The organism is Paenibacillus sp. SEL1, from assembly GCF_054602535.1.
Genome location: NZ_CM137723.1, coordinates 289,936 through 316,910, shown reverse-complemented (window position 1 = coordinate 316,910; position 26,975 = coordinate 289,936). Strand labels below are relative to the sequence as shown.

Sequence of the window (26,975 nt, the reverse complement as noted above, 5' to 3'; positions counted from 1 at the left end):
CCGAAAAATGATGTCATGGGACGTGGTTAACCGACTATATCCATTTTCAGAACGGAATATCAGATCGGTTTGGGAGCACTCAAGATCAATGATGGAAAACGTAAGGCTTTTGTCTCTTATTATGAATGCGTTTTCATAACATAAAGTTGTAAATCAATACATTTGAATTTGATTTACGACGAAGATTTGATCGGCTATTACCGTCTTGTGACCTATCTGAAATTTCGCCCAGCATCTAAATCCTTTTTTAAATTTGATGGGATAAGGGGGGCAGTTAGATGATCATAACGAAGATATTTAATAACAACGCCATAATAGCCAAAGATCAAAAAAGAGATGAATTTGTTGTTATGGGTCGTGGTATTGCATTCAAAAAGAGTGCAGGCGAACAAGTAGAAGAGCATCTAATTGAAAAGGTCTTTGTGCTTAAACATAAAGATGCTTCAGAGAAATTCAAGTTATTGTTAGAGGATGTTCCATCAGAATATGTTTCGTTATGCTATGACATCATCGAATATGGAAAAAGCATATTAGAAGCACAATTGAGCGATTATATATATGTTTCGCTTACGGATCACATGAACAATGCATTTAAAATGTTTGATGAAGGGTTTAAAAATGCAAATCCGCTAATTTGGGAGATCAAAAAATTTTATCCCAAAGAATTTGCGGTGGGCTTAAAAGCACTGGAGTTTATTGAAGAAGAAACAGACAAACGATTGTCAGAAGATGAAGCAGGTAATATTGCTCTTCATTTAATCAATGCTCAAGTAAACAGCTCTTACAACAAGGTAGCAGACGTTGCTCAGCAAACTCAAAAAATACACGACATCTTGAATATTATTAAATACTCTTACAATACCACCATAGATGAACACTCGATCAGTTATGAGCGATTTATTACCCATTTAAGATTCTTCTTTCAGCGATTAAATAAAAAAGAAAAAGTAGAACTGGAGGACGATTTTTTGTGGAGGCAAGTGAAAGCAAAGTACAAAAAGGCCTATGGGTGCATGCTGAAGATTGAGAAATACTTGGATACGGTATTGTCAGATGAGGAGAAGCTGTATATAACGATTCATATTCAGCGTGTGACCCAAAGACAAAATTGAATAACCCTTGGATTGTTACTGGTAATGCAGGCGAAACCAACCTAGATCGAATTTGATCTATTTGGTTTCGCCTTTTTTTATAAATACAAATAAAGGGGAAGTTACAATGAAGTATGAGACATTAGCAAAAGACATCATCAGAAATGTCGGCGGCAAAGAAAATGTGAATAGTCTAACTCATTGTATTACACGCTTGCGCTTCAAACTAAAAGATGAAAGTAAAGCCAATACAGAGGTTTTGAAAAATATGGATGGTGTTGTCACTGTAGTAAAGAGTGGCGGGCAATACCAGGTTGTTATAGGTAACCATGTACCTGAGGTTTATGCTGATGTTACTGCTGTAGGCGGTTTTCAGACAGGAGATTCAGAAGAAGCCTCAGGTGAAAAAATGAGTTTGTTCAATAGATTCATTGATACCATTTCAGGTGTATTTACACCCACGCTGGGTGTCTTAAGTGCCACGGGTATGATTAAGGGCTTCACTGCCTTATTTGTAGCTTTGGGCTGGCTGACCACTACATCGGGTACCTATCAAATTCTCAATGCTTTAGGTGATTGTTTGTTTTACTTCTTTCCTATTTTCCTGGGGTATACGTCAGCTAAAAAGTTCAATGCCAACATTTTTATAGGTATGGCTATAGGTGCATCACTTGTATATCCGACATTTAGCACGATAACAGCTTCGGGCAAGCCACTATACACTCTATTTAGCGGGACTATATTTGAGTCACCAGTATATATCACCTTCTTAGGTATTCCGGTCATTTTGATGAGTTACGCGTCAACTGTTCTTCCGATTATCATATCCACCTATGTAGGCTCAAAAATAGAAAACTTCTTTAAAAAGGTAATCCCTAGCGTCGTGAGAACATTTTTGGTTCCGTTTTTCACATTGTTAGTTATTGTACCCTTAGCATTGATTGTGATTGGACCTCTCTCGACTTGGGCAGGTCAACTGCTTGGGGCAGCAACCCTCTTTGTGTATAACTTAAGTCCAATTATTGAAGGCATAATCATGGGCGCTTTCTGGCAAGTGTTTGTTATCTTTGGATTACACTGGGGACTTGTTCCTATCGCTATGAACAACTTAGCAGTGCTTAAATTCGATCCGATTCTTGCGGCTACGCTGGGAGCTTCCTTTGCTCAGACAGGCGTCGTACTGGCGATTTTGTTTAAAACCAAAAATGTAAAACTGAGATCACTTTCCATTCCAGCTGTCATCTCCGGGATTTTTGGTGTGACAGAACCAGCGATTTACGGGATTACATTACCACGTAAGAAACCATTTATTTTAAGCTGTATAGCATCTGCAGTAGGCGGCGGTATTATAGGAATGATGGGAACTAAAGGCTACATCATTGGTGGATTGGGTATTTTCGCTATCCCGAGCTATATCAGTCCGGCAGGAATAGACAATGGATTTTATGGGGCTGTTATCGGTATCCTGGTAAGCTTTGTATTAGGTTTCTTGCTTATGTTCTTTGGCGGATTTAAAGATGATGAAGTGAAAGAAGCAAAAAAGGAAGACAGCACACCAGGAGCAGCCAAAGGAGAAGTTTTAGTAAAACAAGAGACGGTGATGAGTCCATTAAAAGGTGAAGTGAAGTCTTTATCTGAAGTAACAGATGAAGCCTTTTCGACAGGTGCTCTGGGTAAAGGGATTGCCATTGAACCTTCTGAAGGTAAGGTCGTTTCACCTGTAGATGGTGTATTAACATCATTATTTTCGTCAGGTCATGCGATTGGAATTACAAGTGACCACGGTGTTGAGGTCCTCATCCATGTAGGCAAAGATACGGTCAAATTAAAAGGCAAACATTTTTATCCTAAAGTGAAACAGGGAGATGCTGTTAAAAAAGGCCAGCTGCTTATGGAGTTTGATATGGAAGCTATAAAAGAGGCTGGTTATGTTTTGACCACACCTATTATCGTTGCCAATACTACGAATTACCTGGATGTCATTGAAACAGAGAAGAAGGCAATTGAGTATCAAGAGGATTTATTGACCGTCGTAGTCTGATCTTAATTACATGTTGAGGAGGAATTAAACAATGAAAAATACAACTAAATTGGAATTTCCACAAGGATTTTTATGGGGAGGTGCAACGGCTGCCAACCAATTTGAAGGTGGATATAATGAAGAAGGTAAAGGTTTAAGCACTGCTGATGTGATTACGGCTGGAACGCATACGACTTCCCGAAGAATTACAGCTATACTGGAAGAAGGAGTGAACTATCCGAGTCAAGAAGCTATTGATTTTTTCCACCGCTATCAAGAGGATATCCGCTTATTTGCGGAAATGGGATTCAAGGTCTTTAGAATGTCCATTGCGTGGTCAAGAATATTTCCTAACGGAGATGATGCAGAGCCGAATGAGCAAGGCTTGCAGTTCTATGATCGTGTATTCGCAGAATTGAAAAAGTATAATATTGAGCCTTTGGTTACGATCTCACATTATGAAGCACCGTTTCATTTGACCCAAAAATATAATGGTTGGTCAGATCGCAGAGTCGTAGATTTTTATGTGAGATATTGTGAAGTGCTTTTTAATAGATACAAAGATGTCGTAAAATACTGGTTAACTTTTAATGAAATCAATATTTTAACCTTGTCATTTGGCGCGTTCATGGCTGGAGCTATGATGCCGGAGGGGAATGGAGAGCTTGCCCATGCTACAGTGAAGGATGAGCAGGTTCTGTATCAGGCGTTGCATCATCAATTTATTGCCAGTGCAAAGGCTGTAAAGCTGGGTCATGAAATCAACAAGGACTTTAAAATCGGTTGTATGATTGCTTATATGTGTTCCTACCCACTTACATGTCATCCTGATGATATTCTACTGGCTCAACAAAAGGATAACTTAAGCAATTTCCTATGCTCAGATGTTCAAGTAAGAGGAGCTTATCCGGGATTTGCCAAACGCTATTTTAGAGATCATAACATTCAGATCAAAATGCAAGAAGAGGATGAGGACATCTTAAAAGAAGGCTGCGTAGATTTCTATACCTTCAGCTATTATTCCTCTACTTGTGTCAGTGCCGATCCTAACCAGGAGAAGGTGGGAGGGAACTTATCTATGGGCTTAAAGAATCCTCATTTGAAAGCAAGTGCCTGGGATTGGCAGATCGATCCACAGGGATTGAGATGGTCCCTCAATAACATTTATAACCGATATGAAATCCCGTTAATGGTTGTTGAAAATGGCCTTGGCGCCGTAGATACAGTGGAAGAAGACGGCTCCATTCACGATGATTATCGAATTGATTATCTGAAGCAACACATTGAGCAAATGAAAGAAGCGATTGCTGATGGAGTAGACCTAATAGGGTATACGCCTTGGGGATGTATTGATCTGGTAAGTGCGGGAACCGGTGAAATGAAAAAGCGTTATGGGTTTATATACGTCGACAAGGATAATGAAGGCAAAGGGACACTTGCTAGATCCAGAAAGAAGAGCTTTTATTGGTATAAGAATGTGATCGAAACCAATGGAGAGCAGCTGGATTAAATCTTAGTGCCTGTTTCATAAAATTCATACGGTCAGCGCGTGCCCATTTTAATCGGTACGCGCTGCTTGAATTTACATTATGAAACAAAAATAATACCTTAAATGTGAGGTGGCAGGCTACATCAAGGATATTTCAGAGCAGACAAACTTGCTTGGATTAAATGCAGCCATTGAAGCTGCTCGGGTGGGTGAGGCAGGAGCAGGGTTTGGAGTTGTCGCTGCAGAAATCCGCAAGATGTCTACGGGCACCAAGGAAGCAACTGGACGAATCGAGCAATCCTTGCAAGCTGTCAGACAATCCGTTTATAACATGGAACAAGAGATTACGCAGATTACTGTATCTTCCCAAGAGCAGGCCAAGCTTGTGTCGGAGTTTATGAATATTATCGATCAATTAAATGAAACCAACCAAGGTTTGAGAGGTTTAATAGAGAAAATCACGAATGATGTTGATGTAAAATAAAGAATGAAAAAGAAGTCTCGGTCTGTGAATTGTGCATTCCGTCATGGAAATGTAGATCACTGGCCGAGACTTTTTTACGTTTATTTAATGAATAACTTGGAGTGGATACATGTATGAATTTGAATGGGTTGAATGAACAGAGTTACACAGAACTAGAGGATTATTGGGTGCGTGTATTTCTAAATTTAGTACAAGATCAGGATAAGGAGAACTGGGTGATTCCATATTACAACACATCCTTTTCTAATGGTCAGAAAGTCATGGATATGAACCCCATTTTTTCGGCTAAATCAAAAATAAGTCATAAATCCATCAGAATCATTCATGAAACGGTTAATGAAGAGGATGACGTTCACCATTGGTTAGATACGAATGGGAAAAACGAATTGGTTATTATTTGTTCCTTATCACAGCAACATGTGCAAAGAGTAAAGGGGATCATTGAACGCTGGATTTATGAATGAGAGTCATTATCCATAATCGAAACTTTTCCGATATAATAGGGAAGAGAAGCTATAGAACAGATACTACCTCAGAGAGGTGATTCACAATGACCGTTGATATTCTCCAACGTAATAATGTAAAAGTAATAGGCACAGGCAGCCAGACGATTGTGTTTGCTCACGGCTTTGGATGCGACCAGGATATGTGGCGTTATATCGTCCCTAGCTTTATCGACAACTACCAAATCGTCTTGTTTGATTACGTAGGTTCCGGAGATTCTCAAATAAAGTATTATGACTCGAAAAAATACAGTGACTTGCAAGGGTATGCCCAAGATGTGCTGGATATTATGGAAGCGTTAGACTTAAGAAATACCATATTTGTCGGACACTCCGTTAGCAGCATGATCGGAATGCTCGCCTCCATCCGCAGCCCTCAATATTTTGAACGCATTGTCATGCTCGGTCCTTCTCCACGCTATGTGAATGACCTGCCTTCTTATTATGGAGGCTTCGATAAGAGTGATATTGATGAATTACTGGATATGATGCAAATGAACTTTATTGGCTGGGCTAGTTACATGGCGCCCATTGCTATGCAGAATCCCGAGCGAGGGGACTTAACCGAAGAATTGGAAAAGGCATTTTGCTCAAGAGATCCTCATATTGCACGGCAATTCGCAGAGGTTACATTTTTTTCGGATTGCCGTGTCGATCTCCAGCATGCTTCGGTTCCTACACTGATTCTCCAGTGCTCGGACGATAGCATTGCTCCGATTGAGGTAGGGAATTATTTACGTACTCATCTTAAAAACAGCAGGCTTCAACAGATGAGGGCAAAGGGGCATTATCCTCATTTAAGTCAACCAGGAGAAACGAGCGATTTAATCAAAGAATATTTAGCCAGTGTGTAATATCGTATGAAAGGCAGTCATGCAATGGATATTCAATTAGATAAAGCTCCCTGTGGATATTTCTCAATCTCGGACGCTGGCTTCATTCAATCGGTAAATCAAACTTTATTGGATATGCTACTTTATGATCGTAATGAATTGCTCGGACGGCCTATTGAATCCACAATGTCTATTACCAACAAGCTATTTTTTCATACTTATTTTTATCCCTATATTCAGTTGTACGGCCATGTCGATGAGATGTACTTCTCGTTTCGGACAAGTGATCGACAGGATGTGCCTGTACTTCTAAATGGGGTACGCCAGGAGCGCAACGGAGAAACTGTTATTGATTGTGTAGTGCTAATGATGCGTAAGCGAATTGAACACGAGAAAGATATACTACAGACCAAAACCAAGCTTCAGGAATTATATCAAGCTACGAATGAAGCCAACCAGAAGCTCGAACGATTGCACGAAGAATATGAAATCAAGCAGCAGGAATTAGTGAGGATCAATCTCCAGCTAGAAACGATGGCGTCAACTGACCCGTTAACCGGTCTTAGAAATCGAAGATATTTTCAAGATCAGTTACTGGCTAGCCTAGCCTCCTTTCAAGAGACTGGAATACCTTTTTCGCTGCTGCTCATTGATATTGATCATTTCAAAAGCATTAACGACACTTACGGTCATCCGGTGGGCGACCTGGTGCTCACTAATCTGGCAGAAATACTCCAATCCATGTCACGGGACAGGGACATTGTCGCTCGATATGGGGGCGAGGAGTTCGTAATTATTCTTCCAGACAACGATCAAGAAGAAGCCATTCGTACAGCAGAAAGATACCGCTCCACGACAGCCTCGATGGATTGGGGAGAATATGCCATTACTGTGAGTATTGGTGTGGCAACGGTTACGCAAGCGGATACGGAACAAACGATTGTTCATCAAGCGGATTTGGCTCTGTATGCTTCCAAAAGTGGCGGGAGAAATCGGGTCACTCATTCAGCAAATCTTGTAAAGAGATAGTATAGAGGCTTCTTAAACTGAATGAAGAGTTGAGCTTACTCTAATAGGTCTGGTCAAACCATTCAAATTCGGCTACTATTATTGATAACGATTCTCATTTGGAGCATCGGAATGAATGAAAATATTTGAGGTGGACGCTTGTGAATTCAAACTCGTTATCATTAATATATCAGCATTATTTGGAAAAAACTCCGTTTAGACAACAGAATGAGCATACGTATATGATGTTACCAGAAGCGGGTCATGGGCATATCTACCGAGTTACAACTTACAGCGGAATTGAGATTGTATATTCGCACATTCAATATCACGAGCCGTATCCGACCAATTTTTCTTCCAGAGGACAAATGATTGAACTTCAATTTGCGCTTTCCGGTCAACGTCATGTGAATGTGGCTGGTCTGGATTATACACTCCCGATGGGGCAGGGTGCTCTTATTTTTTTACAGGATTTCAAAGCATGTTTCCATCCTCCGGTTAACGAACAATACCAATCATTTGCACTTGGCATTCCGATTTCGTTGTTTAATTATGCGGCTTCACAGTTAGCGGCTCGTCGGCAGGTAGCTATTGAATTTAATCAAATTCTTAAGGGAGCTGCATTCCATCACTTTAGTTTTGAACTGGATCACAGAAGTATAGTGATGATTGAACACTTGATCAAAGACTTGAAAAGTGTGCATAAATCGCCTTTGTTAATGGAAGCAGCGGCACTTGAGATTTTAAATCGATTTATGATTCAATTATTTGATTTAACACCTATGCCCGAAGGTTTGTCTAAAGATGATGTCAGAAAGCTGCATATGGCTCGGGAGATCCTTGAATCCAGCATGATTGATCCACCTTCGCTGATCACATTATCCCAAAAGGTTGGATTAAACGATTTTAAATTAAAAAAAGGATTCAAAGCCTGCTTTGGAGCTACTGTATTTGAATATTTGCGCCAAATTCGTCTCGATTATGCGATGAAGCTGCTCCGAAGCCAAGAAAGCAATGTGACTGAAGCTGCGATGGCTGTTGGATATAGCAATGTGAGTGCATTTTCAGAGCAATTTTTCCGGGAATACGGAGTGAAGCCATCCTCCTTAAAGAAGGTATTTTAAAATTTATTTTTTGACCGTTTTTTTAAAATATCAGGTAAATAAAAAGCTGGAACCCTGTATAGAAAGGATTCCAGCTTTTATTTGGTGCTTAATTCACGATAGTTTCAGTACCCTCTGAATTGATGGTTGAAGTATGGGTACGAGACGCTTCTTCAATATTTTTGAATGCCCAGTAATCTGCGGGTACATCCTTCCATGTAGCCTGGGTCGTACCTTCCAGGGGTCCTCGTTTTAAGATGGTGTTCAAAATTGTAACGGTTTCTACTCGTGTTATATATTGATTGGGTTGGAAGCTGCTGTCGTTAAAACCAGTAATCCATCCTGCCTCAGCTAGCGCTTTAATTGAATCTCTTGCCCAATGCTTTTCGATATCGGTATAAGGAGATGCTGCGGTTTGCGTTCCTTTAAGCTGCTTCCAGGATGCGAGTATTGCTGCCATTTCTGCACGGGTAATGGGTTGCTCTGGCCGAAATGTTCCATCTGCATATCCATTCATGAGGTGTTGTGTCGTGAGTGCTATAATCGAATCCTTCGCCCAATACGTGCTAGGTACATCTTTGTATGCCAATGAGTTTTCTTTTGTTTCCAACTTCATAATTCTAGCCATCATCGCGGCAGTTTCAGCTCGTGTAATCGACTGGTCCGGTCGGAATGTGCCATCCTGATAACCGGTTATATATTTTTCATGCACAACCTCTGATTGCTCTACTGGCATGATTTCAGAAGTCGGCAAATCTGTCGGTAAAACCGATGGTGATGAAGGTGTGGTTGTTTCGCTAGAAGAAATAGACTCACTGCTATCTGTACTATCCTTCTTATCTTTTTTACTGCTACTGCTGCCGTTACCAGTAGTAGCACCAGTTCCGCCAGTATTCCCAGTGTCTGCATCTCCATTTATAACCTGTATATACGCTTCAGAGGTACTCGGGGCAAATCGAGCATCTCCACTGTAAATAGCAGTGATCGAGTGACTTCCCACACTTAAGTCGCTTGTAGTGTAGTACCCATTGGCATAGCCATTCGAAATGCCCACTGGCTCCATCGTAAGCGTATCTAATACATCCGTGCCGTCCATAAGGATGACCGTTCCGGTTAAATCGCCAGAAGTCTGTGGGTTTGAAGTTGTCCTCACGCTAAATCTTACTTCTTGACCTTGCTTAGACGGATTCAGCGAACTCAATACTGTAGTTGCTGTAGGTCTCAGTGAAGTTGTAGGCGCAGGTGCATTTACGACCTGAATGTATGGCTCAGATGTACTGGGGACAAATCGAGCATCCCCACTATATATAGCAGTAATCGGGTGACTTCCCACGCTTAAATTGCTTGTGGTATAGGTCGCAGTGGCATATCCATTTGCAATCCCATTTGGCGTCAACGTAAGCGTATCTAATATATTCGTACCATCCATAAGAACCACGGTGCCAGTTAAATCCTTCGTAATTTGTGGGGTTGAGATGGTTTTGATGCTAAACGTTACGGATTGACCTTGTTTAGAAGGATTTGTCCAACTCGTTACCGTGGTTTCAGTAGCATACACAGCATCTGTTACACTAGGTACTGGTGAGGAGGTCGCATACACAGCACTCCCAGAAAAACTCCATGTCCAGGTGCCAAATAAGACGATAACAGCAAGATAAGATAAACAAAAAGACTTGATTTTACTCATAAACTTCCTCCATAAATTTCTGGTGTCACGATGAACAGACTAAGATCCTCCATGATGACTAACCTGCTAATATGATTTCTTACACTACTGGATTACTATACTAAATGCTTCTGAACCAATTCTGAACAAAATCGACAAAAACCATGTCCAATTAACAGATCACGATTTGTGAGCCCTTCATAATACGAATGGTCAGTTTAGCGCGACGTTTTCGGAAAAAAATGAGCCTTCTTACCATGAACTAATGCTAATCTCACGGTAAGAAGGCTCTTCATGAAACCATATTGGAAACTACAGTTTATTCCACTAGTATTTAAATTTGACTGTTAGGTCCTGTAACTTCTGAGACATATCCGACAAGGTCGTTGCCAAGCTGGTGATCTGCTGCATTGAAGCCAGCTGTTCTTCTGCAGACGCTGCAATATTCTGCGAGTTGTCCGCCGCTTGAAGCGCCAGACTCGATACGTTTTCACCGCTTGCTGAAATTTCCTGGACACTTGCGGTTATTTGCTGCGTGATGCTCGCGAGCTCTTCCGTTTGCTGTGCGATATGATTGGTGGACGTCACAATTTTGTTAAACTGCTGCTCCGTCTCACTGGCAATTTTAATACCAGAGTCGACATCCTGTTTTACGCGTTCCATGGTCTTAAGCGAATGCTCCATATCTTTGCGCATATTCTGAATCAACTCGGAAATCTGCCCGGAAGACTGGTTCGATTGTTCGGCCAGCTTTCTTACCTCTGCAGCAACGACGGAGAAACCGCGGCCTTCTTCGCCTGCACGGGCGGCCTCAATCGAAGCATTTAAGGCAAGCAGGTTGGTCTGCTGTGCAATATCCGTAATGGCATGCAGCATCGTGTCGATCTGTTGAGTGCGTTCATCCAACATTCTCATAACCGCATCGGTTTCATTGACGGAATGGTTAATCAGGTCCATTTGCTTCACCGTATGTTGTACAGCAGTACCACCAACGCTCGCCATTTCCATCGCGTCTGCAGACGAATCAGCAATGGCCAAGGAGCTCTCCGTGATCCGCTGCATACCTATTGAAATTTCTTCAAGCGAGCTGGTTGTCTTCTGGAGCATCATCTGCTGCTCCTTAGCACCGGCCGCCGATTCTTGAATCGCGATGGTGATGTGCTCGGTTGCCTGTCCAGTGTGCTCTGCTCCAAGGGTCAATTCTTTCGAGGAAGTAGCTACCTGCTTTGTGGACAGATTTACCTCACCGATCAGAAATCTAATATTTTTAATCATATGATTGAAGTCCTGTGCAAGCTCGCCGATCTCATCTTTTGAATGAATTTTGACTTCTTCGACCGTTAAATCACCGTCCGCGACGGAGTTAAGTCGCTTTGCGATCACGAGAATAGGCTTCGTAAAACGCCCCGAAACAAAGCTTACGATAATTGCTCCCAGAATAACCGCAACAGTCGTAATAATCAGGACAATATAAAGGACTTTGGTCGCCCCGCTGTTAAATTCGTTAAAATATGCTCCAGAACCAATGATCCAACCCCAATAAGGATCCCTTTCAACATACGAAATTTTCGTCTCCACTTGATCTGTACCAGGTAAAGCCCATTTATAAGTGACGAATCCCCCGCCGTTTGTACCGACTTCTACAAACTCTTTTCCCAGATGCACACCGTCTTCTGATACGGTATTTATTAAATCCTGGCCTTCATTTGAAGGGTTCATCACTGAAACGGCATCTTGGTTGACTGCCCACGGATAACCTGTTTTACCTACAGTATATTCAATCTTTACTGGTCTTTTGTTATTAGCATCCTTTACACCGAGCAGCTCGATGCGCAGTTTTTCCTGTGCTTCCTCCAATGTTAAATTACCGGCTTCGACTTGCCCATTGAGGAGACTAATCATACCAATTACCATTTGCACACTATTTTTAAGTGCCACTTTGCCTGATTCATTCATTTCATTCTTGGAAACAAAATAAGAACTGATTCCAATCACGAAAGTGGGTACAATTAAAATAATCAAGCACATTATGGTTAACTTTGTTCTTAACGATCTCACCTTCATTATTGATCCTATCTTTGTTTTTTTCACTGCAATTCCTCCTTAGACATCGATATACAGACTCAACCCACAACTACGGTAGTTACAAAAGATAAAAGACTGTACATCATATATCGTAATAACATGTCAGGAAATTAAGCCCTTTCATCTAGTCAGCGAAGAAACCGTCTAAACTTCGTATCATGTTACGGCCCCCAGGTGAACTATGTGTCAAGGCCACTATAATCAACGGAACCCATTGGATCATAGATCATCTTATACTGTCCTGAAGGCTGGCCGCTGTTTTATATGCTAAATTAAATCCGTTTAACCGCAAATTTATCCGTATACAGGCAGTAGTTTCTTGGTATGCTCCGTATACTTCTGCATAGAGAGAATCTATATCAGAGGAGTGTGCGAGGATGAATAGAATCAAAGGGAGCATCTTTTTCAGTGTTTTTGTGGCTATGCTAGGGCTCATGCTCATTGCTCCAATTATGCCGCCCCTTATTCGTGAGCTGGGGTTAAGAGAAAGTCATTCTGGGTTAATTATATCGCTTGGCTCCATAACGATGGCCTTAATGGCTCCAATTTGGGGGAATCTGAGTGATGCAAAGGGACGCAAGCCTGTGATTTTGCTTGGATTCATAGGGATGTGTGTAAGCTGCTTGTTGTTTACGCTTACTCTTTTTGCAGGATTAAAGGGTTGGCTCAGCGGGGGAATGCTGTTAGTCCTGCTGATTGTTACACGCGGCTTGATCGGCGGGTTTATCCCGGCGGTATTGTCATCCTCCCAAGCTTACATGGGAGACGTGACCGAGGGCGAAGATCGAGGTAGTGGCATGGCTATCATTAGCGCGGCCAATGGACTTGGATTAGTATTTGGGCCCGCTATTGCAGGCGCCTTTACTTTAATAGGCTTGCTGTGGCCTCTGTATTTTGGAATCGTGATTGCGGCTGTAGCATTTGTAGTGGCCTTGCTGGCAATTCCGTCTGCCAAGCCCGTTATTCAGCAAAAGCCAGCTCGGATTAATCCTTTTCAACCTGGTCTACGAATGTATTTGTTTGCAGGTTTGGTTACGATGATTAGTATTGTGACCATCCAGGTTATAGGCGGATTTTATTTTCAAGATCAATTAGGCCTTTCATCCGAAGAAACAGCAAGAGTGGTTTCCTTTGGGCTTATGTTTTCTGGGGCAGCGATGTTGATTGTACAGATCGTTCAAATGAAATGGCTTAAATGGCAACCCAAGCCGATGATTTTGCTCGGCTCTCTGTTCCTTATTGTCGGTATGCTGCTATTCCTCATGTCAGCCAGCATGGTCGTTTACTATTTTGCGTTCTTTATGTTTGGTATAGGTACAGGCTTGCTAATGCCAGGATTTATGGCCGGGGCTTCTCTTTCTGTCAGTAAAGAACAGCAAGGAGGAGCCGCTGGTCTGGTGGCCACTGTCCAAGGCATTTCTGCGATTATTGCTCCTATTTTGACAACGACGCTATATCGGGTGGATAAATATATTCCTTTTGCTCTTATAGCAGTTCTGGTAGCTGTTATGGCCGTCATTATGTTGGGGATAAGAAAGAGAAAAGGGAATAGTGAACTGGTATCTCAGAAGGCCAAATAAATAAAAGAGTGGTTTGATGAACCCATAGGCTTTCGCGCTATATTCACGGGAAGCCTATTTTGTTTGCTGGTTTGAATGATAGTCAAAAGGTCTCAATTGTCTATTTCATATTGGTGGCGAAGATGCGATGAAGTGGAGGGAAGGAATGTACAGGGTGCTGGAAGAAGAGGAGCGTGCTGCGGAATGGTTCGAGCTGTAGCCGAAGACAATACTGGATATACCTTGCAGTAAAAAAACGGCGTAATACAGAGCATCGCCAATCCCCTGAAAACTGTTCGTTTCCCTGTCTATAATCTCATTAACGAGCAACCTTCTAACAATCGGTTCGTATTGCGGGGCATATCGATCCTCGCGATTATACATAGCCAAAAGCACCTTCAAGCGATTGGTATAATTGGCATCACTCTTTTTATATTTCTCACTGTGCTTTTCCAAATAATCGACCTTCGAAAAATCGGCGTGATCACCTATGAGACTCTGCAGCATTTCATCATAGGGTGTCATCATCTGATCCAACAGCTTTCTGTAGTTCGTTTCCAATACTGTGATTCTCCTTTCCTGATCGACCTAACACTACAATCCATATTTACAAAAAACAAGCGATTTCCTTTTAAAAGGGGATTGCCTGTTTTGCATTATGCTGTTTTTGATTTCTCAAACCGGATAAATACATAACATTTAAACTACATATTGAGTCACTTTAGTGCACGGACGACAAATTTCGTCATTATTTTTAGTTATTCAGGACGTGGAAACCGTTCTTGTTCCTTAGTACAATGATAAAAATAACAAGTGATGAAAAGAAAGGTGACAAACAGACGAGGGATTACGGATAAGGGGGGACGGACTGTGGCCGTATACACACTACGTAGATTGGTACAAATGATTCCAGCACTGCTTGGTATTGTCGTCATTACATTCATGATCTCAAGAGTGCTTCCAGGTGATCCTGCCGTGATGCTTGCGGGGGAGCAGGCTACACCCGAGACGATTGAAAATATTCGCAGCAGTATGGGACTGGATCAACCGAAGTACATTCAATTTTTCCATTATGTAGTTGGATTGTTCCAAGGTGATCTGGGTCAGGCTTATCACACCGGACAGTCAGTGGCAAGCGACTTTGCTACCCGGTTTCCAGCAACCATCGAGTTGGCACTGGCAAGTTTGGTTATTGCGATTCTGGTGGCCATCCCGATCGGTATTCTGGCGGCAACCCGTAAAGAATCGATTGTTGATCACATTTCACGCGTGTTTTCCTTGATCGGTGCATGTATGCCCATTTTCTGGATTGGCCTGTTATTCATTTATATTTTCTATGCTAAATGGGGCATCGCTCCTGCGCCCATGGGTCGAATTAGCGGTGATATCAATCCGCCGACGCACGTTACGGGACTTTATGTACTCGATAGTCTGATGACCGGTGATTTTGTAGCTTTAAAAAGCAGTTTATCCCATTTGGTTCTGCCAGCTGTCTGTCTCAGCACAGGCACTATGGCGATTGTGGCACGGATGATGCGCTCCAGCATGCTGGAAGTCATCGGTCAGGATTTTGTTCGCACAGCCAGAGCCAAAGGTCTGCGCGAAGGAATTGTCATCTATAAGCACGCACTCATTAACGCTTTTATTCCAACGCTTACCGTACTTGGTTTGCAGGTCGGATACCTGATTGGTGGAGCGGTTATTACCGAAACCATTTTTACCTGGCCAGGAGTGGGCAGTTATGTGACGGACTCCATTTTGGCGGCTGATTATGCACCGATTCAAGCATTTACCCTCGTAAGTGCGCTGATTTACAGCTTTATCAATCTTGGAGTCGACTTGGTTTACGGATTAATTGACCCACGTATCCGGTACGAGTGATAACAATGAAGCACAAAAGTAGGGGGAGGTACTCGGATGAGCACTGCAAGTGATTTGGTGGCAAAAGCGGCTGTACCTCAGCCCAATGCAGCCGCTATACCGAAACGTAAGACCTTTTGGCGATTACTGTTTGGCAATAAACTCGCTTTAATCGGATTCATTTTTATCGTTGGCTGGACGCTCATTGCCATCCTCTCATCATGGATTGTTCCACATGATCCTTATGTAACCGACCCAGCGAACAAGCTGCTGCCGCCAAGTGTAGAACATTGGTTTGGGACCGATAATTACGGACGCGACATTCTCAGCCGTGTTATTTACGGAGCCAGAATCAGCATATGGACCGGAATGATCGCCGTGTCGATCTCATTTATCATCGGCGTACCGCTTGGAGCCATCGCAGGTTTCTATGGCGGTCGAATGGGCAGCATTATTATGCGCTGCATGGATATTCTGTTGGCTTTCCCGTCGCTGGTACTCGCCATGGCTATTGCTGCAGCGATGGGACCAGGACTGATGAGTGCACTTATCGCTGTGGGCATTGTAGGCATACCCGAATTCGCCAGGCTGATTCACGGCCAAACCATCTCTCTCCGGGAAAAGGAGTTTGTTGAGGCCAGCCGGGCGATTGGTGTAACGAACGGAACGATTCTGTTTCGCCACATCTTGCCTAATGCACTTGCCCCACTGCTTGTGAATGCAACGCTTGGAATGGGCTTCGCCATCCTGACCTCAGCCAGTCTCAGCTTCCTGGGACTCGGTGTGAAACCCCCAATTGCTGAATGGGGCGCAATGATTTCAGAAGGGCGAGCGTATATCATTTCCGGTGAGTGGTGGATTGTAACCTTCCCGGGTCTTGGAATTGCGACAGCTATTTTGGGCTTCAATTTGCTTGGAGACGGTTTGCGGGATGTTCTTGATCCTAGACTGCGCTCTAGCAAATAAAAATAAATAGATCATTAAAGGGGAGAACGTAAGCCATGTTGAAAAAAAGTCTTTCTCTAATTGTCGTCTTGTCTACGTTGCTATGGACGGCAGGCTGTGCGAGCAATGCTAACAGCCCGTCCGCTTCATCTGGAGAGAAGGGCACAGATGCCCCATCCCCAGCAAAGACGATTACACTTGCTTACTCGGAGGGAGGGTCAACCATGGACCCTGCTGAAGCAAGTGATCTTACATCGGACACCCTTGTGCTTGCGCTCTATGATCAGCTTGTGACCTACGGCAAAAAGTCTACGGATAGCGGCGAAGTGGCAGATACGGAAGCCATTAAGCCCATGCTGGCTGAAAAATGGGATGTGTCCGCTGATAACATGACTTATACGCTCCATCTGCGTAAAGACGTTAAATTCCAAAGCGGCAATCCGCTAACCGCCAATTCCGTGTTGTATTCCTTTGAACGGCTTAAAAATTCCGATTCCGGTAGCTTTCTGTATGGTATGAGCTCCATTAAAACCGTTACAGCGCCAGATGAGCACACCGTTGTCGTTACATTGTCCCAACCCAATCATATGTTTCTGCAAATCCTGTCATTGTACAACTTCTCCATTGTGGATGATGTGCTTGTCAAAGAAAATGGCGATGGTGACTATTTGAAAACACATGCGGCAGGTTCAGGCCCGTTTAAGCTTGAAAAATGGGACCCTGCGACAGAAGCTGTCTTTAATGCTAATGACAGCTACTGGCAAGGAGCGCCAAATCTGAGCAAAGTAACGATGAAGTTTACCAAGGAAGCTTCCAACCGTGTACTTCTGCTGGATAAAGGCGATGTCGACATGGCGATTGAGATTCCTGCAAAGGATGTTTCGAAGCTGGAAACCAACGCTGATCTGAAGGTTCAATCCAATGCAAGTAACCGGATTCTGTATTTCGCCATGAATAACAAGGTTAAACCTTTTAATGATCCAAAAGTGCGTCAAGCGATTGCTTATGCCATCCCTTACGACCAATTAATCGACGATGTCATGTACGGTCAAGCAAAGCAAATGAAGAGTTCTGTAGCGAGTAACACGCCTGGCTACACTGATGCGGGTTACAGCTATAAGCACGACCTGGACAAAGCAAAACAGCTGCTTACAGAAGCGGGTTATCCTAATGGGTTTAATTTTGACCTGACACTGGGCTCCGGCTTCCAGGACTGGACAGATGATGCCGTATTGATTCAAGCTGAACTTGCCAAGATTGGCGTAAAGATGAATGTTGTCAATGTTGCTCGTGCACAGTTCCTTGAACAGCAACGAGAAGGCAACCTGACAGCATACATTTCCAAATGGACTTCCTTCGTCAACGACCCTGGTTACCATCTCGGGTTTCTGATGTACAGCGGCGGTTCATCGAATTATATGCATTACGCTAATGCAGAAGTGGATAAGCTTTGGGAACAAGCAGGCAAAGAGCAAGATGAAAATAAACGTAAAGAGCTGTATGGCAAAGCACAAGAACTTATAAATCAAGATTCGCCATGGGCGTACCTGTATGAATACAATCGGGTTGTTGGCATGAGCAAAGACGTCACTGGATATGTCTACTACCCAGATGAGGTTATCCGATTCTATTCATTGAATAAAGAGTAAGTTGTGATCTTACCTTATGCCTTCGGTTTTTACAGCCGAAGGCTATCATTTTACACCTGAAGGATGAAGCTGATCCCGATGGATCGTAAAAAATGTAGTTGGCTAAATGGAAAACGTGAAGGGACTGAATGGAAATGACAGATTGGAAAACATTAGTTCTTGATGAAATAGATAAACGGCAGGACGAATTGCTTGAGCTATGCTCGCGGTTGATTCAATTTCCTTCGGAAAATCCTCCAGGTGATTCACGCGAAATTAGTCAGTTCATTATGGACTATCTTAAAGAAGCAGGTATAGAAACAACGGTGCTTGAATCCGGGCCGAATATGTGGAATCTCATTTCTGATTATGGCGCTGAAACGGCGGACGGAAAAAAACTGATTTTCTGTGGGCATACAGACGTTGTGCCGGCAGGGGATCGTACTCGTTGGGATTTTGATCCGTTTTGTGGTGAAATACGTGATGGCTATCTCCTGGGTCGCGGTGCTTCGGACATGAAAGCAGGACTGGGCGGATTAATATTTACCGTTGCGCTGTTCTCCAAACTAAGCGTACCACTCGAAGGTGCGTTGTCGTTGCTTGTAGTTCCAGACGAGGAAACCGGGGGACATCTTGGAGTACCTTGGGTGCTGGAAAGAAAACTGATTGAAGGAACAGCTGCTGTGATTGCAGAGCCTTCAGGCCCGCAAAACCCGACCATCGGGCAAAAGGGAAGCTGCTGGTTTGAATTTACCGTTGAAGGCACACCAGGTCACGGCAGTTTGCAGCCGATCGCAGGTGATAGTGCTATTTTGAAGGCGGCAAAAGGGATTGAAGCGCTGCAACAACTGTGGGACATCAAGCCGGACATCCCGGAAGAAGTCAAAGAGATCATTGAAATTTCCAAGCGTTATGCAAGCGAACGGGAGAACCCAAGCTATGGACAAGCGTTTGATCATGTAACGGTGAACATTGGTACGATCCAGGGGGGCACGAAAGTCAATGTGGTTGCGGACCGTTGCACAGTGCAAGTGGATTCCCGTGTTCCATTTGGCGTAGACCACCGGGAAGTACTGGCCAAAGCCAAAGAATTGCTTGCAAGTGTTGGCATTGACGCGGAGCCCAGACAATTCGGATTTTATGGTAATGCCAACTGGACCCCGCCCACCGAGCCGATTGTACAGGAGCTTGTGGAATCTATCGCTGAAGTCAGCGGTAAAGAGGCCTATGGCGTACTGCAATGGGCAACCAGCGATGCACGTGCATTCCGCAAATACAATATCCCGGTATTGCAATACGGGCCTGCCGAACTGTCGACCATTCACAATTTTAATGAAAAAGCTCCGGTATGGCAGATCATTCAATCTGCGAAAGTATACGCCTTGACGGCGCTTAAATACCTGAAAACAACACAAAAAGAAGCATAAGGGGATCTGTCGTATGATGAAACAAGTTTTTGAAGTTTATGACCTTTTGGATAATCCGTTCGCCAGCGGGGCAGAAGTCAAAGCTTATTTGGAACAACTGGGTCAAGCAAAGATTACGGTCACCACTGTGCAAGGTGAAAAGGGCTCTACGGATTTTATTAAAATTGTCATTGCCGGTAAAACGGGTCGCATTCAGGGGGGCGATTCTCCAACCTTGGGTGTAGTAGGGCGACTTGGTGGACTAGGGGCACGACCGGAGATGATCGGATTTGTATCCGATGGTGACGGTGCGGCAGCGGCAATTTCGGCGGCGGCTAAACTTTTGAGCATGCAGTCCAAAGGAGATGTGCTTGATGGAGATGTGATTATCTGTACACATATTTGTCCAGATGCACCCACTCAGCCCCATGATCCGGTTCCATTTATGGATTCACCCGTAGATATTTTGACGATGAACAAATATGAAGTGACACCCGAAATGGAAGCGATCCTGTCCATTGATACGACCAAAGGGAATCGGATCATTAACCATAAAGGTATTGCCATTTCCCCAACGGTACGTGAAGGCTACGTACTACGCATTAGTGAAGACCTCGTCGATATTGTGCAGACCGTTACTGGCGAACCGTGTGTCACGTTTGCTGTAACTACGCAGGACATCACACCTTATGGTAACGACCTGTATCACATCAACAGCATTTTGCAGCCAGCGGTGGCCACTTCCGCTCCAGTGGTTGGTGTAGCCATCACGGCCGCTGCTCCTGTCCCAGGCAGTGCAACGGGGGCCAGCCACGAAAGCGATATTGCGCTGGCGGCCAAATTGGCTGTAGAAACAGCCAAAGCTTATGGACGTGGGCAATGCTCTTTTCATTCGGAAAAGGAGTTTCAACATATTACTAAATTGTACGGTACCATGAAGCATCTGCAAACGATGGGTAAGTCTGAATAAGCTTATTCCCTAAGATAAAAAGAACATGAAGGTTCAATGATGGACAAGGAGGAGGAAGAGGGCATGGCACAACTGCTTGAAGTAACCAACCTCCGGACGGAGTTCAAGACTGCGGCTGGCACCATCCGGGCTGTGGACGGCGTCGATCTATCGGTTGGCAAAGGCGAAACACTCGGAATCGTTGGCGAATCCGGGTGCGGCAAGAGCATTACCTCCCTTTCCATTATGCAGCTCCTCCCCAAGGGACTTGGGAAAGTAGCCGCTGGTGAAGTACGGTTTAACGGTGAAAACATGCTGGATTTTTCGGAGCGGAAAATGCGCTCGATTCGTGGCAACGAGATGGCTATGATTTTTCAGGAGCCCATGACTTCGCTAAATCCTGTGTTCAAAATCGGCAAGCAAATTGCGGAGTCTGCCCGCTACCACCACGGTGTAAGCAAACACAAAGCAAAAGACATGGCTGTGGAAATGCTGACGAAAGTGGGAATTCCACGTCCAGAAAAAGTAGCCACTTCTTATCCGCATGAACTCTCGGGCGGTATGCGCCAACGGGTGATGATTGCGATGGCGATGGTGTGCAATCCGAAGCTGCTGATCGCCGATGAACCGACAACGGCACTAGATGTAACCATTCAAGCACAGATTCTTGACTTGATGCGTGAGCTACAGAAGTCCGAAGGAACTTCCATTCTGATGATTACTCATGACCTTGGTGTCGTTGCTGAAATGTGCGATCGGGTCGTGATTATGTACGCCGGACAAGTCGTAGAAGAAACGGACGTTAAAACGCTGTTTAAAGATCCCAAGCATCCGTATACACAAAGTTTGCTAGCCTCACTGCCGCAATTGAACAGTGATCAGGAGCGTCTGGCTTCCATTCCGGGCCAGGTTCCCAACCCGCTCGATATGCCAAAAGGCTGCCGCTTTGCACCACGTTGTCAGTTTGCTAAGGAAATTTGCCGTGCAGAGGCCCCGGAGCTTACAGAAGTGGAACCCGGACACAAAAGCCGCTGCTTGCTACAGCAGGAGGGATATCATGAGTACACTGCTTGAAATACGTAATTTGAAAAAGCACTATCCGATCAAAAAAGGACTTTTTTCCAAACAAGTGGGAGCAGTCAAAGCGGTGGATGGTATTAACCTGACTGTACAGCAGGGTGAAACCCTGGCAATCGTGGGAGAATCCGGCTGCGGCAAATCCACAACTGGACGGGCAATTCTCAGATTGATCGAACCGACGGATGGAGAGATTCTGTTTAATGGCACGGATATACGTAAGCTAAACACAGAGCAGCTGCGCAAATTCAGAACGGATATGCAGATGGTGTTTCAAGATCCGTTTGCTTCGCTTGATCCCAGATGGACAGTACAGCAGGTGCTGGAAGAACCGCTCATCACGCATGAAAAGCTAAGCAAAACGCAGCTCAAAGAGCGGGTGGAAGAGCTGCTCGAAGTGGTCGGATTGTCTCCTTATCACGCCCATCGTTATCCGCATGAGTTCTCGGGTGGTCAACGCCAGAGGATCGGGATCGCACGTGCACTGGCGCTTCATCCCAAATTTATCGTGTGTGACGAGCCAGTCTCGGCCCTCGATGTGTCGATTCAGGCGCAAGTGCTCAATCTGATGAAGGACCTGCAAAAACAATATGACCTAACGTATATGTTCATATCCCATGATCTGTCGGTCGTCAAATTTATCAGCGACCGCGTGGGTGTGATGTACCTGGGCAAGCTGGTCGAACTCGCACCGACCCAAGCAGTGTTCAGAGAGCCGCTGCACCCGTATACAAAGGCGTTAATGTCTGCGGTACCTGTAGCTGATCCAGAAGCGGAACGTGATCGGATTGTACTTAAAGGGGATGTGCCCAGTCCAGAAAATCCACCAAGTGGTTGTGCGTTTCATAACCGCTGCCCGGCAGCCATGGAGATATGCAGCAAAGTACAGCCCGTCTTTGCCGAAGCTGCACCGGGGCGGCAGGTAGCCTGCCACTTGTATCCAGCTTCTACGCCGGAACAAGCGATAGCAGGGCAAGCCTGAGTTGGCTGACAAAGAATATGTAGTCTCTTGTGAAGTCAAAAGGTCAAAAAAGGTCAAATTGATTGAAATCTAAAACTATTTTTGACAGATCGCTTAGGATCGGGTTATTTCAGTATTTTCAGCCTCTTTTGAACTTTGAGCCTCGCTCCATTTGGCAGCAACTCTCAGACGTTTCGGACGGATATTCGTGAAGAAAACGACAGATATCTGGTGGAAGCTGAGCTTCCAGGCATTGCAAAAGAAGATATCGACATCGATATTACCCATAATTATTTGACGATCCGTGCTAAACGGAATGAATATCATGAAGAGAAGGATGATACGAATAAAATGATTCGACGGGAGCGCCGTTCTGGGGAATTTGTCCGACGCTTCTATGTGGATCATGTTGATGAAGAAGGCATTAAGGCAAAACTGGATCAAGGCGTATTGAAACTTGAAATTCCTAAACGTCAGGGTGACGATCGTTCCCGCAGACAGATCCAGATTGACTAAAGGGGTATGATGTAGAAGACAGGGCTGATTAATCAGTCCTGTTTTTTTGTGTACGTCCTGTTTTAAAAGACTCGATCACATTGTAAGTGAGGTATTCCTCCTTCGGTTTAAATTCTTATGAATTAGAGTCGCCCTCTGCTATAAAATAGGCTATCTGCTATGCTAAAATAATGAAATTACCTGTAAAGCTATTATGACCATACTTCTCGCATGCCGGAGTCAGCCGATGCTATGGACACGAAGAAGGGAGGATACATCCTTGGAAGCAATACTAAGACGTCACTGGCCGGAGTGGAACGGAACGCTACAGAAACGAACCGGGGGTTGGAATAATACGACGTATTTTGTTAAGAGTGGTGGACGAAGCGGGGTGCTGCGCGTCTACGATACACACAGGGATCGGGATAAAATTGAATTTGAGCATGCGGTTTTGCAGGAGCTGAGTAAGCATTCTCTATCATTCAGGATACCCCAGCCTATTCCAACGGTCACGGGAGAGACGCTTGCTCAACTGGAGAAGGAAAGCGGCAAATATGTGTGTCTGTTCAAATACATAGAAGGCATATCACCCCTGGAGCAGGATTCAAGCTTTGCCTATTCTTTGGGCGAGACTACGGGGGAATTATCTGCTGTGCTTGCGACATTCAATCTTGATATGACTCCAGTCTATCGACCGTATTATGCTTTGCAGCAATCCTATCCATTGTGTAACCGGGAAACGGTTCAAGGCTTTTGTTTACATCCGCCTGAGCCTCTAAAGGATTTACATGAAGAGCTGCGATTGATAGGAGAAGTTTATGAAGAGATTACAGATTCGCTTCATGCATTGGAAGAGTTGCCGCATCAGCTTGTACATGGAGACTTGAACGCTTCCAATTTGTTAGTAAAGGATTCGGATCATAGTCTAGTCACTGCACTGCTTGATTTTGAATTTTGTACGCTAGACGTTCGGGTCATGGAGCCGGCGGTCATCTTATCAGGATTTTTGGGACAACCGGAGGAGGAGACAGCAGTTCGGGATTTTTGCCGGGGCTTCAGCCGCCAGGTTCATTTAAGCCACAACGAGATTGATGCTTTGCCTGTTTTGATGCTGTTTAGGAAGGTAGACGTATTTCTTCATTTTTTGAGTCGCTTTCTGGAAGGAACGGATCAATCACACGTGTTGCAAGAGCAAGTCAAACAGATCTCTGCTGATTTGCTCCAACTGTCTACCAAAAGTAGCTGGATTCAGGAGGAGTTGATCCAAGCTGTAATGTATAGGAATAAATGAGCTGCATGCCATGTTATGTTATAGTCTCTGGAAAAAATTGAGCTGAGTCCATTGAGATGTACTCGGAACTGGAGGAGTAGATGAATAGTTGGCTAACGAACGCGTTACGACCGTACTTCGGGCTGGAGACGCTGGAAGAACATTGGGACGTGGTAGAAATTAAAAATGGATACTTTATTTGTATGGATGGGAATGTCATTCGCAAGCGAATTTCTTCCACTGAGGATACTTATGGAGAAACCGATGTAGAGATTCTTACGCGTGACCGGGCATTTGTTTTGCCTAAAACGGCTCGTGGCAAAGAGAAAAAGCTGAATTACACAAGTGTTTCGAGCATCAAGGCAGAAGGCGTAACCTTTTCAGCAGGCATACGAAGGGACCGTCCTCTTAGTTATGTTACTGCTGTGAATAGCAAAACGGGTGTGAAACTCCCTATTACGGGATGTGAGCATTTACATAGTAAAGAAGAGATCATCGATTGGCTTCAGCAATATCCGTCACTTGTGCCCAAGGATTACGATCGCAGGTTGCACCGACTGAAGCATATGAAAAACCAGCGTTATAAAACGGTCCCGGGAGACATCTTCCGCGTGGAAATAGACCTTTTCACAGATGGATATGTACTGGTCATTGGAGATCTGCGCCAAATGCAAAAGGATCAGTTGTTTGCAGAGGAAAGCATTTGGAACAGTGTCATGACCATGCCTTTATTCGTGCGTCCGTATTTGTTTACGAGTCGTGACCGTTCAACAGCTTTGGAATCTATCACAGCCGCCCCATTATCCGAAACGACCTGGATTGTTATGGATGATTCCTTTATGCGGGGTGCCTATGAGTGGGTAGGGCATAAGCTGTTAGTGGAAGAGGATATTGTGTTCCCCATCGGCTATGGCTGTAGTACGGATAGCAGGAAAGAAAGAACGTATAGTCTATCCTGGGGAACGGGCACGGTTTCCAAACCGGAAGGGGATACAGTGTTCAAGTCTTCGCAAAATTTTTTAAATAATGGTGTGTATTCAAGTGTCGTTGCCGACTGCTTTGGACCCTGGGAAGAGCGGGAGTGGCACAAAACGCTGGATAATCCGTTGCATCGGGAGGAGCGTCGAAAAGCACTGGCCGAATTCGGATTCCTGGAAGACATTTCGTATGATGAGTTCAACCGCCAAGCGGGAGGACTGACACGTTCAGAATATCTCGCATATTTGATAAGAATCTATGGCGGGAAAAAAGGATGACAACGGATTTAGTTCTTTAATAGGAGGAGCACATGAAGTATCTTAAAGATTGCCCGGAGCCAGGCATGGGAACCTGGTATTTTGAAATAGATTCGGATGGAATAGCCTATCGACAAATTGTCATCCAGGATGATGGCACGTATATCGCCTCTAATCGCAAGCACGAGCAGTATCATTTCTTATTAGCTGAGAAAGCGATTGATGATACAGAGCCCTATTATACGCAAATTACAAAAAAAGAGTTTGAAGAAATCTGGTCCAATTATCTTCACACCTTCAACCAGAAATGGCATCAAATCAAAAGTGGCCTGCCCGTTGGGACTAAGGTAAAGGGTTATATTGAAGCGTTTTTCCCACACGGTACGATTATTCATATTTTCCAGCATCATGCGGTCGGATTGTCAGACACTCGTACATATGAGGAAAAGACACCATCCGAGTGGATGTATCCGAAGCATGAGGTCACGGCAATTGTAAAAGGATACGACGAAGTGAATCAGTGGGTGATTTTAGATCAAATGCAGGTTTTCAAAAATCAGTTCGCGGGTTGAAAGGGAATTTTAGGATATGCGGGAAGGGGAATGAACATGCATACTTTAAAGGTTGATGAACTGGTGGATAAGGATAACCATGCATGGGAAGAGGTCACAAATATTCTGAAAGAAGGCCGGAATTCTCATCACATTGTATCGGCCGAATCGGAATCCGCTACGGGGGACACGCTGTACCGTTTGCAGGTGAGTACGAAGTCGTATTTGGGAACAGTTGCCTATGAGACAGGAGGAATCGTGTTTGATTACGGTTGGATCACCTTGCTGGGTGCAGGTGGCTCTGGAATTTTTGGTAGCTTGACCTCATGGAACCGGCTTCAAGAGCCGGAAAGTGTTCCTGCGCTTGAGGGGATGCTGATTGTGGCTTATGATGCAGCAGGTGGATTTTTTGGATTGGATACAGGGAAATTCGGACGTAGTGGTCATATCTACTATTTTGCACCAGATGCATTAGAATGGGAATCCACAGAGCTGGCCTATTCCGGTTTCTTGGGCTGGTTGGCTGAGGGAGATTTAGACTTGTTCTACCAGACATTCCGCTGGAACGGTTGGCAGAAGAATATGGAGCAACTTCAGCCGGGAGAGGTATTTGCATATTATCCGCCGCTATGGACTCAGGAAGGTGGAGGGGAGACCAGCAGCAAGTCGCCTATAGACATTACAAAAGCATGGCAGGTGGTAGTGGATAAGGAATAGCTTGCTCGGTAGAAATAACAACTCTTAGAGGCATCTAGGC

Annotated in this window: 23 protein-coding genes and 1 pseudogene; 21 read left to right on the top strand and 3 right to left on the bottom strand. The window is 44.3% G+C overall.

Annotated elements, in window-relative coordinates:
* The first annotated feature begins 278 nt into the window (after positions 1–278).
* The 8 genes and pseudogenes from licT (at position 279) to ACYCSE_RS01425 (ending at position 8,552) form a co-directional block, all read left to right on the top strand.
* Positions 279–1,112, top strand: a complete 834-nt coding sequence (licT, locus tag ACYCSE_RS01460) for a BglG family transcription antiterminator LicT (protein WP_069290091.1) — start codon at positions 279–281, stop codon at positions 1,110–1,112.
* A gap of 106 nt (positions 1,113–1,218) precedes the next feature.
* Positions 1,219–3,132, top strand: a complete 1,914-nt coding sequence (locus ACYCSE_RS01455) for a beta-glucoside-specific PTS transporter subunit IIABC (RefSeq protein ID WP_459700994.1) — start codon at positions 1,219–1,221, stop codon at positions 3,130–3,132.
* Positions 3,133–3,163: 31 nt separating this feature from the next.
* Entirely contained in the window at positions 3,164–4,621 is a 1,458-nt protein-coding gene (locus ACYCSE_RS01450; RefSeq protein ID WP_459700993.1) for a glycoside hydrolase family 1 protein, read from the top strand.
* Between the two features lie 106 nt (positions 4,622–4,727).
* Positions 4,728–5,084, top strand: a pseudogene (locus ACYCSE_RS01445) (methyl-accepting chemotaxis protein); the annotation flags it as partial.
* Between the two features lie 113 nt (positions 5,085–5,197).
* Positions 5,198–5,548 (top strand): hypothetical protein, encoded by a 351-nt coding sequence (locus ACYCSE_RS01440; protein ID WP_459700992.1) that lies wholly within the window; start codon positions 5,198–5,200, stop codon positions 5,546–5,548.
* Positions 5,549–5,634: 86 nt separating this feature from the next.
* Complete coding sequence (locus ACYCSE_RS01435) at positions 5,635–6,441, top strand: alpha/beta fold hydrolase (protein WP_452567271.1); 807 nt, start codon at positions 5,635–5,637, stop codon at positions 6,439–6,441.
* Between the two features lie 24 nt (positions 6,442–6,465).
* Positions 6,466–7,449, top strand: coding sequence for a sensor domain-containing diguanylate cyclase (locus ACYCSE_RS01430; RefSeq protein WP_459700989.1), 984 nt, complete (start codon positions 6,466–6,468; stop codon positions 7,447–7,449).
* Between the two features lie 140 nt (positions 7,450–7,589).
* Positions 7,590–8,552: a helix-turn-helix domain-containing protein gene (locus ACYCSE_RS01425; RefSeq protein ID WP_459700987.1), complete on the top strand. Its 963-nt coding sequence runs from the start codon at positions 7,590–7,592 to the stop codon at positions 8,550–8,552.
* Between the two features lie 88 nt (positions 8,553–8,640).
* Here ACYCSE_RS01425 and ACYCSE_RS01420 read toward each other — a convergent pair whose 3' ends face one another.
* Both ACYCSE_RS01420 and ACYCSE_RS01415 read right to left on the bottom strand, forming a co-directional pair.
* Entirely contained in the window at positions 8,641–10,218 is a 1,578-nt protein-coding gene (locus ACYCSE_RS01420; RefSeq protein WP_322174534.1) for an S-layer homology domain-containing protein, read from the bottom strand.
* Positions 10,219–10,524: 306 nt separating this feature from the next.
* Positions 10,525–12,261 carry a methyl-accepting chemotaxis protein gene (locus ACYCSE_RS01415; protein WP_459702457.1) on the bottom strand — a complete coding sequence of 579 codons (1,737 nt, stop codon included), beginning with the start codon at positions 12,259–12,261 and terminating at the stop codon, positions 10,525–10,527.
* Between the two features lie 398 nt (positions 12,262–12,659).
* Here ACYCSE_RS01415 and ACYCSE_RS01410 point away from each other — a divergent pair, with 398 nt between their 5' ends.
* Entirely contained in the window at positions 12,660–13,862 is a 1,203-nt protein-coding gene (locus tag ACYCSE_RS01410) for an MFS transporter (RefSeq protein WP_250266394.1), read from the top strand.
* A 105-nt stretch (positions 13,863–13,967) separates the two neighbouring features.
* Here the strand turns inward: ACYCSE_RS01410 and ACYCSE_RS01405 are convergent, their stop codons facing one another.
* Positions 13,968–14,402: a hypothetical protein gene (locus ACYCSE_RS01405; RefSeq protein ID WP_459700984.1), complete on the bottom strand. Its 435-nt coding sequence runs from the start codon at positions 14,400–14,402 to the stop codon at positions 13,968–13,970.
* 309 nt (positions 14,403–14,711) lie between these two features.
* Between ACYCSE_RS01405 and ACYCSE_RS01400 the strand changes: the two genes are divergently transcribed.
* The 12 genes from ACYCSE_RS01400 to ACYCSE_RS01345 all read left to right on the top strand — a co-directional run bounded on the left by ACYCSE_RS01400 (position 14,712) and on the right by ACYCSE_RS01345 (position 26,935).
* On the top strand, positions 14,712–15,722 hold the full coding sequence (locus ACYCSE_RS01400) for an ABC transporter permease (protein WP_250266391.1): 1,011 nt from the start codon (positions 14,712–14,714) through the stop codon (positions 15,720–15,722).
* A 36-nt stretch (positions 15,723–15,758) separates the two neighbouring features.
* Positions 15,759–16,667, top strand: a complete 909-nt coding sequence (locus ACYCSE_RS01395) for an ABC transporter permease (protein WP_061829644.1) — start codon at positions 15,759–15,761, stop codon at positions 16,665–16,667.
* 35 nt (positions 16,668–16,702) lie between these two features.
* A complete protein-coding gene (locus tag ACYCSE_RS01390; RefSeq protein WP_459700981.1) occupies positions 16,703–18,295 on the top strand; it encodes an ABC transporter substrate-binding protein in 1,593 nt (530 codons plus the stop codon).
* Positions 18,296–18,429: 134 nt separating this feature from the next.
* Positions 18,430–19,701, top strand: coding sequence for a M20 family metallopeptidase (locus ACYCSE_RS01385; RefSeq protein ID WP_459702455.1), 1,272 nt, complete (start codon positions 18,430–18,432; stop codon positions 19,699–19,701).
* Between the two features lie 13 nt (positions 19,702–19,714).
* A complete protein-coding gene (locus ACYCSE_RS01380) occupies positions 19,715–20,650 on the top strand; it encodes a DUF1177 domain-containing protein (protein WP_459700979.1) in 936 nt (311 codons plus the stop codon).
* 63 nt (positions 20,651–20,713) lie between these two features.
* Positions 20,714–21,703, top strand: a complete 990-nt coding sequence (locus tag ACYCSE_RS01375) for an ABC transporter ATP-binding protein (RefSeq protein ID WP_459700977.1) — start codon at positions 20,714–20,716, stop codon at positions 21,701–21,703.
* Positions 21,687–22,688 (top strand): ABC transporter ATP-binding protein, encoded by a 1,002-nt coding sequence (locus ACYCSE_RS01370; protein WP_250260797.1) that lies wholly within the window; start codon positions 21,687–21,689, stop codon positions 22,686–22,688. The genes ACYCSE_RS01375 and ACYCSE_RS01370 overlap by 17 nt, the downstream gene beginning before the upstream one ends.
* A gap of 135 nt (positions 22,689–22,823) precedes the next feature.
* Complete coding sequence (locus tag ACYCSE_RS01365; protein ID WP_459700975.1) at positions 22,824–23,183, top strand: Hsp20/alpha crystallin family protein; 360 nt, start codon at positions 22,824–22,826, stop codon at positions 23,181–23,183.
* A 259-nt stretch (positions 23,184–23,442) separates the two neighbouring features.
* The gene (locus ACYCSE_RS01360; RefSeq protein WP_250266385.1) at positions 23,443–24,453 is read left to right on the top strand and encodes a phosphotransferase enzyme family protein; all 1,011 of its coding nucleotides are present in this window, start codon (positions 23,443–23,445) and stop codon (positions 24,451–24,453) included.
* 80 nt (positions 24,454–24,533) lie between these two features.
* On the top strand, positions 24,534–25,688 hold the full coding sequence (locus ACYCSE_RS01355; protein ID WP_322160624.1) for an immunity 26/phosphotriesterase HocA family protein: 1,155 nt from the start codon (positions 24,534–24,536) through the stop codon (positions 25,686–25,688).
* 32 nt (positions 25,689–25,720) lie between these two features.
* Positions 25,721–26,239: a hypothetical protein gene (locus tag ACYCSE_RS01350; protein WP_250266383.1), complete on the top strand. Its 519-nt coding sequence runs from the start codon at positions 25,721–25,723 to the stop codon at positions 26,237–26,239.
* A 36-nt stretch (positions 26,240–26,275) separates the two neighbouring features.
* Complete coding sequence (locus ACYCSE_RS01345; RefSeq protein ID WP_459700972.1) at positions 26,276–26,935, top strand: DUF2625 domain-containing protein; 660 nt, start codon at positions 26,276–26,278, stop codon at positions 26,933–26,935.
* The last annotated feature ends 40 nt before the right edge of the window (positions 26,936–26,975 follow it).

Bases quoted from the DNA above. Each gene is read 5' to 3' on its own strand.
- licT (WP_069290091.1), top strand. From the start codon at position 279: ATGATCATAACGAAGATATTTAATAACAACGCCATAATAGCCAAAGAT.
- ACYCSE_RS01455 (WP_459700994.1), top strand. From the start codon at position 1,219: ATGAAGTATGAGACATTAGCAAAAGACATCATCAGAAATGTCGGCGGC.
- ACYCSE_RS01450 (WP_459700993.1), top strand. From the start codon at position 3,164: ATGAAAAATACAACTAAATTGGAATTTCCACAAGGATTTTTATGGGGA.
- ACYCSE_RS01440 (WP_459700992.1), top strand. From the start codon at position 5,198: ATGAATTTGAATGGGTTGAATGAACAGAGTTACACAGAACTAGAGGAT.
- ACYCSE_RS01435 (WP_452567271.1), top strand. From the start codon at position 5,635: ATGACCGTTGATATTCTCCAACGTAATAATGTAAAAGTAATAGGCACA.
- ACYCSE_RS01430 (WP_459700989.1), top strand. From the start codon at position 6,466: ATGGATATTCAATTAGATAAAGCTCCCTGTGGATATTTCTCAATCTCG.
- ACYCSE_RS01420 (WP_322174534.1), bottom strand. From the start codon at position 10,218: ATGAGTAAAATCAAGTCTTTTTGTTTATCTTATCTTGCTGTTATCGTC.
- ACYCSE_RS01415 (WP_459702457.1), bottom strand. From the start codon at position 12,261: ATGAAGGTGAGATCGTTAAGAACAAAGTTAACCATAATGTGCTTGATT.
- ACYCSE_RS01410 (WP_250266394.1), top strand. From the start codon at position 12,660: ATGAATAGAATCAAAGGGAGCATCTTTTTCAGTGTTTTTGTGGCTATG.
- ACYCSE_RS01395 (WP_061829644.1), top strand. From the start codon at position 15,759: ATGAGCACTGCAAGTGATTTGGTGGCAAAAGCGGCTGTACCTCAGCCC.
- ACYCSE_RS01390 (WP_459700981.1), top strand. From the start codon at position 16,703: ATGTTGAAAAAAAGTCTTTCTCTAATTGTCGTCTTGTCTACGTTGCTA.
- ACYCSE_RS01385 (WP_459702455.1), top strand. From the start codon at position 18,430: ATGACAGATTGGAAAACATTAGTTCTTGATGAAATAGATAAACGGCAG.
- ACYCSE_RS01380 (WP_459700979.1), top strand. From the start codon at position 19,715: ATGATGAAACAAGTTTTTGAAGTTTATGACCTTTTGGATAATCCGTTC.
- ACYCSE_RS01375 (WP_459700977.1), top strand. From the start codon at position 20,714: ATGGCACAACTGCTTGAAGTAACCAACCTCCGGACGGAGTTCAAGACT.
- ACYCSE_RS01370 (WP_250260797.1), top strand. From the start codon at position 21,687: ATGAGTACACTGCTTGAAATACGTAATTTGAAAAAGCACTATCCGATC.
- ACYCSE_RS01355 (WP_322160624.1), top strand. From the start codon at position 24,534: ATGAATAGTTGGCTAACGAACGCGTTACGACCGTACTTCGGGCTGGAG.
- ACYCSE_RS01350 (WP_250266383.1), top strand. From the start codon at position 25,721: ATGAAGTATCTTAAAGATTGCCCGGAGCCAGGCATGGGAACCTGGTAT.
- ACYCSE_RS01345 (WP_459700972.1), top strand. From the start codon at position 26,276: ATGCATACTTTAAAGGTTGATGAACTGGTGGATAAGGATAACCATGCA.